The sequence below is a fragment of the Methanoculleus sp. MH98A genome, from assembly GCF_000691865.1.
In the GTDB taxonomy this organism is placed as follows: domain Archaea; phylum Halobacteriota; class Methanomicrobia; order Methanomicrobiales; family Methanoculleaceae; genus Methanoculleus.
Genome location: NZ_JMIO01000065.1, coordinates 1 through 9,389, shown reverse-complemented (window position 1 = coordinate 9,389; position 9,389 = coordinate 1). Strand labels below are relative to the sequence as shown.

Sequence of the window (9,389 nt, the reverse complement as noted above, 5' to 3'; positions counted from 1 at the left end):
AAAGCGATTTTATACGGATTCGTTATCAAAAAAGGCTGTTTTCAAATCCCCTACTGTTTGAATAACTTTTTATACAGGCTTACGCATATACTCAAAAGAACCGTATTGTTCCGGATGAAACGCTCATTCGGACTCCGGTAACAGGAGGAAACGTTTCATGAGCAAAATGATGAGAAACGAAGATGCATTCACCGGCCTTGAGGCCGCGATCGTCCTGATCGCGTTCATCGTCGTGGCCGCGGTGTTCTCTTATGTGGTGCTCGGCGCCGGGTTCTTCACGACACAGAAGAGCCAGGAGGTCGTTCACACCGGTGTGGCTCAGGCGAGCTCGAACATGGAAGTGTCGGGACCTGTGGTCATAGCAGGAAAAGATAACGGAGTACAGAACATTACGTTCTACCTCCAGCTGGCGGCCGGCGGATCGCCGATCGATATGAACAAGACGACCTATGCTGTCGCGACCAAGAGCGCTATACAGAGTTACACAAACTCCACGGTCACCATGGCGTGGTATAAAAATGGCACAACGGCAGCAAACCCCAACAACCTCCTCGAGAAGTTCGAGTTTGTTAAGGTGACCATTGAGAATAACCTGCCGGCTATAGGCCCTAACGAAAAGTTCATCGTGGAGATCCGGCCCGTTCAGGGTGCTTCCTACCCGCTCGAGCGGAACGCCCCGCCGAGCCTGGCAGCCAACAAGTTCTACGAGGTCTACTGAGGAGGGTGATGTAAATGAAGAGACAATTCAATGATAATGCATTCACCGGCCTTGAGGCGGCGATCGTGCTCATCGCGTTCATCGTCGTGGCCGCGGTCTTCTCGTACGTGGTGCTCGGCGCCGGGTTCTTCACGACCCAGAAGAGCCAGGAAGTCGTCCACACAGGCGTGCAGCAGGCAAGCTCCAGCATGGAGATCGTCGGCTATGTCTACGGGACAGGAAACGCAGGAAAGACTGCCCTGAGCAACATCACATTCGTTGTTGGGAACACCGCGGGCGGAACGGCGCTCGACGTGGAGCAGATGATCGTCACGTATGTGGACGAAACGCACCACCAGGTAGTGGACTATAATACTACAGATAATTGCTGGAAGATCAGCGCGAAGTACAACGCGAACGATAACGCGCTCCTGGAGACCGGCGAACAGTTCCTGATCGACGTTGCTGTCCCAAGTCCGGGCCCGAACGCTCAGTTCACGGTGAACCTGCAGCCGGCTGCCGGTGCTGTCTACCCGATCAAGAAGACAGTTCCGCCCGCCATCGAAGCAATTAACTTACTCCCCTAATCTTTTTTCTTAGCGTCGAGACATTCGCAGCTGGGCTTTATCGGCGACACCTTCACGGTAGTTCCACAACAGGCAGCAACCATTCCTGGCAAACAAGTTTTGGAAGGGCCGTCCTGTAAGACTCCGCAGAGCAGTACATCCAGCTCGTCAAAGACCCCACGTCTCAGCCAGTGATCGTCCGGAGTAATTCGCAATCGAGTCGGTACGAAGGTTGCTTGCAAGCGAACCCCACCCATATCAGCCGGGCCAGCCGGGATCCCTGCCGGTTCCCGTTGACGAACAGGTATGTCAAATGCTGCATCTGTGGCCGGAGGGACACCGCCCCGGCCCGTACCGGAGCCGCACTCCGGGCCGATAGAGCATGCTGTAAGCCAGCACGAAGCCGTTGCTCCACGGAGAAATACATTGAGACCCTTTCACCCCCCGGACCGGCCGGCCGGCCTGTTTGCGCGTTTCCGGCGCGGCCCGGACGACCCCGGAGTGCAGGGACGCAATGGTTCCAGGAAAAGTGCTCGCATCGGCGGCCAACGCCCGATTGCACCGCCAGGATCCCGTACCTCACCTCACCCCGCCGTTCGGGGAACCATACCGTTCGGCAGTCACCGGCAATATCGAAGGCATATCCCCCGAACAAATGCTTGATAACGGTCAGAAGACAATAAGCCGACCGGAAATCGAATATCAACACAAGCAACTTTTATTAACTATGACACTGATATAATTCAATATTATGGTGGGGGTAGACCAGGCTCAAATCGATAAAATTCTCTCCGGCGCGTCCTCCGAGGACCCGGAGGCACGTCTCGACACTCTCGAGAAGGAACTGGACTTCGTCAAGACCTCGATCAAGCGGCTGCTCATCGATCTCCGGGAGCGGATGAACGAACTGGACAACCCGTTCACCACCGCCGCCGTTTCGTACGCAGGGAACCGGTTCGAGCAGCCGGCTGGCACCCCGGACGACGACGAGGGAGACGACGAGATGCCCGAACTGGACGCTCTGCCCGCGGATCTCGACCTGAAGCCGGAGAACCCGGCGTTTGAGGGGCCTGGCGGCGAACTCTTCCCGGCCGACCTCGGGGCGGTTCGCCTCCCGGAAACCCACACTGCCGCTCTCCAGCAGGCGAAACCCGCGGGAAAACTCAAACTCCAGAAGGTTCACCGGCTCTTCGAGTGGGTGCACCGGGGATGCTCCAGGTACGGGCACGAGCACATGGCAATCATGATCGACGCCTACCGGTCGATGGGCTACATCACCGACGAGGTCTCCGACCAGATCGGCGAGATCATGCGGATGGTGCCCGAGACCCGCAGGGACGTGCAGGAGATCGGTCCGAACGAGTTCGTCTCGGAACTCTACATCCTAAACCGCATCCTCGACCCCGACGACTCCACGCTTGACCGGGACATGATCGAGGTGCTGATGCTCTCCCGGCGGGATGGAGGGGAAGCGAGCAGCGAAAAGATATCTTCACAGGAAAAGAAGACCGGTGATGCCTGGATAGAGTTGCTGGACAGGATATGATGGATGTCGAGCGAAACCTTCACCACAGCGATGTTCCTTATCGCCGCCATCATATCGGCCGGCGTCCTCATTAACGCAGTATTCCCGGTAATCTACACGCTCTCGAGCACGATCTCGTCGTCCTCCCACAACGTGGACGAACGGTTGAGTACGGACGTAAAGGTCGTCACGACCTACGCCAGCAGCTCCGGCCACACGGCCAAGATCTGGCTGAAGAACATCGGCACCGGGAGGGTTCCCGATGCCAGCATACAGAGGGCCGACGTCTTCCTCGGCGGCCGGGGAAACTTCATACGGTTAACGCAATCGGCGACGCTTGATGAGGAGAGCGGAACCTGGAAGTACGAGATCCTCGACGACGCCAACAACTACTGGGACCCCGGCGAGACGCTCTATATCGAGGCGATGACCACACAGATTCCCGTTAAAGGGGATATCGTCTACTTCCAGTTCGTCCTCCCCTCCGGCCTCTCCCGGTCGACCACCTTCACCGCGAGTGATTGACCATGAGTGCAGGACCCCTCGTCGCATCCGGAGTCGGCATCCTCCTCCTGGTCGTCACCGCCTACGTCCTGATCGGCGGCACCCTCACCACAACCGAGGTGATGGTCGAGGCGCAGAGCAACCTCGCAGCCTACCAGGAGGCCCGGATGCGGACGTCGATCGCGATCCAGAACACGAACCTGGACGGCCAGACCCTCTCCGTCGAGGTGAAGAACACCGGGAGCGAACCGGTCGTCGACACCGCGGCCATCGACGTCTACCTCCAGGTTGATGGCGAACCGGTCTACGTCCCCTACGGCAAGGACACTGAGACTTACCACTGGAACAAGGAGTACATCGATCCCGACGGCGTCCACCCGGGCCAGCTCGATCCCGGCGAGACCCTCAACCTCTCCGTCACGTGCCCGACGGACGCCACCCCGACCTGGATTCAGGTCGTCACCCCGAACGGGGTCTCCAGTTCAGCGTACATACAAACCACAGGTGAATGACATGGCTCTGAGCGACGCAAACAGCAGTATTCTCGATACGCCCGACAAGACGATCCTCTCGACCGGAAACTCCGAACTCGACAAGAAGATCGCCGACGGCCTCCCGCTCCAATCGCTCACCCTCATCGAGGGAGAGAACGACACCGGAAAGAGCGTGCTCACCCAGCAGATCATCTGGGGCGCCTTGAAGCAGGGATTCAACGTCGACCTCTTCTCGACCGAGAATACGAGCAAGAGTTTCCTCACCCAGATGGAATCGATGAGCCTCGATGTCTCCGACTACTTCGCCTGGGGCTACTTCCGGGTATTTCCCATGCACGTCGTCGGGTTCGAGTGGACGAAAGAGAAGATGCAGGGGACGCTCGAGCGGATGATCCACTACATGGAGCAGAGCAAGGCACAGGTGATCGTCATCGACTCGCTCACCCTCTTCACCGAGTACGCCAAGCAGGACACGGTTCTTACGTTCTTCACGAACTGCAAGAACCTCGTCGACCACGGCAAGACCATCCTAGTAACCCTCCACACCTACGCCTTCGTCGAAGACTCGCTCGTCCGGATCCGCTCGATCTGCGACGCTCACCTCTTCATGAAGAAGGCGCTCGTCGGGGGCAAGTATGTGATGATGCTCGAGGTCGTCAAGGTTCGGGGCGCACGAAAGACCACGGGTAACATCATCAGTTTCGAGGTCCACCCCGGGTACGGCATCAAGGTCATCCCAGTCTCGGTCGCAAAGGTGTGAGGCATGGGATCGGCGCTGGAAGCAACAGTAACACTCCCCTTCGAACCCGAGTTCATCGACGAGGGGAACGACTGCTACAACAACGTGGAGTCCTGCGCACTCTACCGGATGCTCCCGGCAAACGCCCGCGACTACGTCAGGGCGAGCCCCCACCTGCTCGAGTACCTCCACATCCTGCCGGTCAACACCGTCGGCATCCCGCTCTTCCTCTCGGAACTGAAGCGGGACTTAAAATCGATGGAGAACCCGAACATCATCTACCCGGTGAACGAGACGACGTTCATCCACATCTTCCCGGACCCAAACGACGTCCGGAACTGGTACATCCCGATCGAACCGTCGTTTCTGCACTCCGTTAAAGAGATCCTCCCGGTGATCGAGGAGAAACTGATCGATATGATCGACGCCCTCGAGGAGGAGCCGGTGACCGAAAAGGCGCGAATTGAGGTGCTCAGAAATTTCATCCAGCAACTCGTATACGTCAAGAAGCCGGGCGAGGTGATCGACGAGTCCCTGCTTGCCGGCGGGAGATCGAAAGACCTCAAACTCAGGATCAAGACTTTCCTCACCTCCGAGATCGGTGCGCCGAAGCAATCGCAGACTTCAGGGCGCCAGGAACTTGCCGACGGACGGATCATCCTCACGCAGCAGGAGTACAAGGCGCTCGAGTATATGATCGTCCGCGACAAGATCGAGATGGGGACGCTCAAACCGTTTCTCTCCGACAGGTATATCGAGGATATCACCTGCGACGGCGTCGGGCCGATCTTCATCGAGCACAAGATCTTCAAAGGACTGAAATCGGTCATCGGGTTTCGGGACTCCCAGGAACTCGACAACTTCGTCATCAAACTCGCCGAGCGGATCAAACGGCCGCTGACGTATAGAAACCCCATCGTGGACTCGACCCTCCCCGACGGCTCGCGTATCAACATCGTCTACGGAACCGAGATCAGCAAGCACGGGAGCAACTTCACCATCCGTAAGGTGAACGAGGTGCCCCTGAGCATCCTGCAGGTCATCGAGAGCGGGGCGTGCGACTACATGATGGCCGCCTACCTCTGGATCTGCCTCGAATACGGGATGTCGATGTTCGTCTCCGGCGAGACCGCGAGCGGCAAGACGACTACGTTGAACGCCCTCACGACCTTCCTCCCGCCCGAGAACAAGATCGTCACCATCGAGGACACCCCGGAACTGACCGTCCCCCACAGGAACTGGACACGCGAGGTCGCGAAAGCCAAAGGAAAGGGCGAAGGAGAAGGCTCGGAGGTCACGATGTTCGATCTCCTCAAAGCTGCGCTGCGTCAGCGCCCGAACCAGATCCTGGTCGGTGAGATCCGTGGTGTGGAAGGCTCCGTCGCATTCTCCGCAATGCAGACCGGCCACCCGGTGATGAGCACCTTCCACGCGGCGTCGGTCGAGAAACTGATCCAGCGTCTCTGCGGCGACCCGATCAACATCCCCAAGACCTACGTCGACAACCTCAACCTGGTCATCATCCAGAGCGCGGTAAAACTCCCCCAGGGCGGAACCGTGCGGCGGATGCTCAGCGTCAACGAACTCGTGGGCTACGACCCCGAGACACAGGGGTTCTCCTTCATGGCGGCGTTCGTCTGGGACCCCGCCACCGACTCCTTCACCTTCACCGGGAAAGGAAGCAGTTACCTGCTTGAAAACAAGATCGCAACGATGCTCGGCATCCCCGAGAACCGGCGGGCCGAGATCTACGATGAAGTCGATAAACGCGCCAAAATTCTTGAGCGGCTTCACAAGGCGGGGTACACCCAGTTCTGGGACCTCTTCCACATGACCACGAAGATCAAGAAGCAGGGACTGCTCAACATCGAGGTGTAAGCGTTGTTTGAGGATGTGACCGAGCGGCTGCGAGCGGCAAACCAGGGGAAGATCCCGTTCGAGGAACAGGCAGAAGCTCTCGGCGATCTCCGCTCCACCATCCTCGAGAACAAGAAGATGGAGCAGGACCTGCTCTTCATGTACACCTACATGGCCGCGATCACCACATCCACCGTGACCCGGCCGGAAATCTTCCAGTACACCTCCGAGCGGTTCGAGTACATCCCGTCGCGCTACATAGCAAAGGTGCAGCGCCTGGTCGCCGGGTGGGGCCAGAATTATTCCAATGCCCTCCGGGCGGTCGCGGAACGGTGCCGGAACGGAACCCTCCAGAGCATGCTCAACCGCTACGCCAACTCCATCGACTCCGGTGTCCCGGACGACGACTTCATCGGCACGGAACTCTCGAGCATCCGGAGCATCTACCGGAACTCGTTCGAGCAGGGGATCGAACTCCTGAAGAAGTGGGGCGACGCCTACATCGCAATGCTCCTCTCCGGAGCGCTCGTCGCGATCATCATCATGATCTCGGTGGCCATCTACGCCCCCGACGGCATCGAGTCGGCGCTGAACTCATCCTACCTCATCATCCTCGCAATATCGATCTTCGGCCTCTTTATCATGTACCAGGCCGTTCCCGACGATCCTCGAACGCACGGCCTCACCGAGATCTGCTCACGAGAGCAGGGCGTCATCCGGCGGCTGGAGCGCCTGATCCTGCCGATAACCGCCGCAATCGGGCTGATGCTCGTTCTTGTCGGCGCCAATGCGGGCATCATCTTCCTGCTGATTGGCCTGCTCCTGATGCCGCTCGGGGTCATCGGCTACATCGACGACGCGAACGTCATCAACCGGGACACCGATTTCGCCACGTTCATCCGCGGCCTCGGGTCGATCATGGGGGGCAAAGGCATCACCACCGGCGACGCGCTCCAGGAGGTCGACCGGAAGTCGCTCTTCCACCTGGAACCGTTCATCGACTCGGTCTCGTCGAAGCTGAATCTCGGGCTCGATGAAGCCGGGAGCTGGAAGAAGTTCATCGGGGAGACCGGCAGTTACCTGATCTACAAGTACATGAACATCTTCCGTGACGCCGTGGCTCTCGGCGGGTCGCCTGATGCGATTGGAAAGATCGTCGGTTCGTCGATGCTCGAACAGGTGCTGCTCCGGAGGAAGCGCGACATGATGGTGAAGGGGTTCGTCGTCCTGCTCGTGCCGATGCACGGGGCGATGATCGGCATCTTCGTCTTCCTCTTCGAGATCCTTCTCTCGATGTCGCGTGCGGTGACCGAGGTGATGGATCGCTTCGCCGAGTCCTCGGCAGCACTCACGGGAGGAACGTCTTCGATTGGCGGCTCCATGGCAACGTCCTTGAACATCTTCGTGAACTTCCCCGAAGACGTAATGCGAACCTACGTGATAACGATCCTCTTAATGCTGACCGTTGCAAACATCCTTGCAGGAAAGATTGTCATGGGCGGCGACCGATACCTGTACTACTTCTTTGCAAGCCTGCTTTGCGTGGCAACCGGTGTCGTCTACATCATTGCACCGATCATGGTGAGCGCATTCTTCAATATTCCAGCATTCGTGGAGGTGTGACCTTGAGAGAAAATGTACGTCGTCCGCTTCTGTTTCTGATAACCGTCGGTACAGGCTCCGCGATCATCGTCTTCGACGCCACCGTCGAGGTCGTCATCGCAGGCACCGTGCTCGCAGGGTTCCTCGCGCTCGTCGTCACCGGGGCGCTCGACCTTGCCGAACTGAGACCTTCGAGCTGCGCGCCGCGCTCCGGGAGCGCAAGAAGGAACAACCCGATGCGCCGGTCGAAAAATCGGATGCACCGGCAGAGGGCCCGGTCTCCGCCTCGAAGCGCCCGTTCTCCGGGATCGATCTCTCCAGCATCTCCGGTATGCTCGGGACCTTCAAGACATCGGTCCTGGAAGCGATCGCACATGTCCGTGCTCCTGAACGAGAGAAGAAGAGCAGCATCGAGAAGATCGACGCCATGCTCGACCAGACGGTCGAGGGAACGGCCCCCGACCCGGCCATAACCCCGGCCCCGCCGAAGGCCGGCGGAAATGCCGACGATCCCCTTGCTTCGCTTGCGGATATCGACATCGACTCGCTGGAGGGGCTCGACATCGACGGCGAAGCGTCCGGTCCCGGAACGATGCTTGAGCCCGACCAGATCTCCCTGCTCTCGGCGGAGGATGCGGATGCCATATCGGATATTCTCAAGTCGCACCAGAGCGAGCTCGAAGACCTCGATATCCCGGCCGGCATCGATCTTGCCGGAGACGCCGGCGAGCCCGACGCCGCCCTCCCGCCGGTAGCAGCGGACGTCCCGGAACTGCCCGGAGACGACGGCATGCCGGACATGAGCGCGCTGAGCGACGAGCTCTCCGCGCTCGACGAGCTGGATCTCGATGAGATCGAGATCGAGGGCGAAGAAGAAGAGAAAGAGGATGAACCCGACACCGAAGAACCCATCCAGGATGAAGACATCCTCGGAGAGATAGAGGAGGAGACGAAAGAGGACTTCGACATGGTCTCCTTTGCGTCCGGCGGCGCGGTCGAGGACGACCTGATCACCGCACTCAAGGCCGACGCCAAGAAGAAGAAGTTCGTGGAGGATATCAGCCTGGTCCGCGAACTGAAAGGGGAGAAGTTCCATGCGAAAGACCTGGCAGCGGATCTCGAGGATGTCCTCACGGCAATGAAATCACAACGATGATGATATCGTGCAGGATAGAGTAATACAGAGGAGACGAGGGAAGCAAAGATGAAATCAGTTCCGATAAAGGTCGAGCACGAAGGCAAGTGGGTCCCGACAACGATGGGTATCGCTGAGGATCGTTTCCGCATCGATGCCCCGCTCAACCAGGAGATCCCGTACAAATCCGTGGTCGATCTCGAGGAGAAGAAAAATCAGGTAATCATCACCGCCGGGGTAAACGGAGAGGGCGTCTACCGTATCGCATCG

9 protein-coding genes and 1 pseudogene are annotated in these 9,389 nt (G+C 58.6%); all 10 read left to right on the top strand.

The features are described from left to right. The first annotated feature begins 157 nt into the window (after positions 1–157). The gene (locus tag EI28_RS09325; RefSeq protein ID WP_048114339.1) at positions 158–718 is read left to right on the top strand and encodes an archaellin/type IV pilin N-terminal domain-containing protein; all 561 of its coding nucleotides are present in this window, start codon (positions 158–160) and stop codon (positions 716–718) included. 14 nt (positions 719–732) lie between these two features. Next, positions 733–1,284 carry a flagellin gene (locus EI28_RS09320; protein ID WP_048114338.1) on the top strand — a complete coding sequence of 184 codons (552 nt, stop codon included), beginning with the start codon at positions 733–735 and terminating at the stop codon, positions 1,282–1,284. 730 nt (positions 1,285–2,014) lie between these two features. Next, positions 2,015–2,809, top strand: coding sequence for a FlaD/FlaE family flagellar protein (locus EI28_RS09315; RefSeq protein ID WP_048114337.1), 795 nt, complete (start codon positions 2,015–2,017; stop codon positions 2,807–2,809). Positions 2,810–2,812: 3 nt separating this feature from the next. Continuing rightward, entirely contained in the window at positions 2,813–3,313 is a 501-nt protein-coding gene (locus EI28_RS09310; RefSeq protein WP_048114336.1) for a flagellin, read from the top strand. Between the two features lie 2 nt (positions 3,314–3,315). Next, entirely contained in the window at positions 3,316–3,804 is a 489-nt protein-coding gene (locus EI28_RS09305; protein ID WP_048114335.1) for a flagellar protein FlaF, read from the top strand. 1 nt (position 3,805) lies between these two features. Further along, positions 3,806–4,546 (top strand): ATPase domain-containing protein, encoded by a 741-nt coding sequence (locus tag EI28_RS09300; RefSeq protein ID WP_048114334.1) that lies wholly within the window; start codon positions 3,806–3,808, stop codon positions 4,544–4,546. Between the two features lie 3 nt (positions 4,547–4,549). Next, positions 4,550–6,403, top strand: a complete 1,854-nt coding sequence (locus EI28_RS09295; protein ID WP_048114333.1) for a type II/IV secretion system ATPase subunit — start codon at positions 4,550–4,552, stop codon at positions 6,401–6,403. Between the two features lie 3 nt (positions 6,404–6,406). Next, on the top strand, positions 6,407–8,005 hold the full coding sequence (flaJ, locus tag EI28_RS09290; protein WP_048114332.1) for an archaellar assembly protein FlaJ: 1,599 nt from the start codon (positions 6,407–6,409) through the stop codon (positions 8,003–8,005). Between the two features lie 310 nt (positions 8,006–8,315). Next, positions 8,316–9,140 (top strand): hypothetical protein, encoded by an 825-nt coding sequence (locus tag EI28_RS09285; protein ID WP_231476688.1) that lies wholly within the window; start codon positions 8,316–8,318, stop codon positions 9,138–9,140. A gap of 48 nt (positions 9,141–9,188) precedes the next feature. Continuing rightward, positions 9,189–9,389, top strand: a pseudogene (locus EI28_RS09280) (hypothetical protein); the annotation flags it as partial.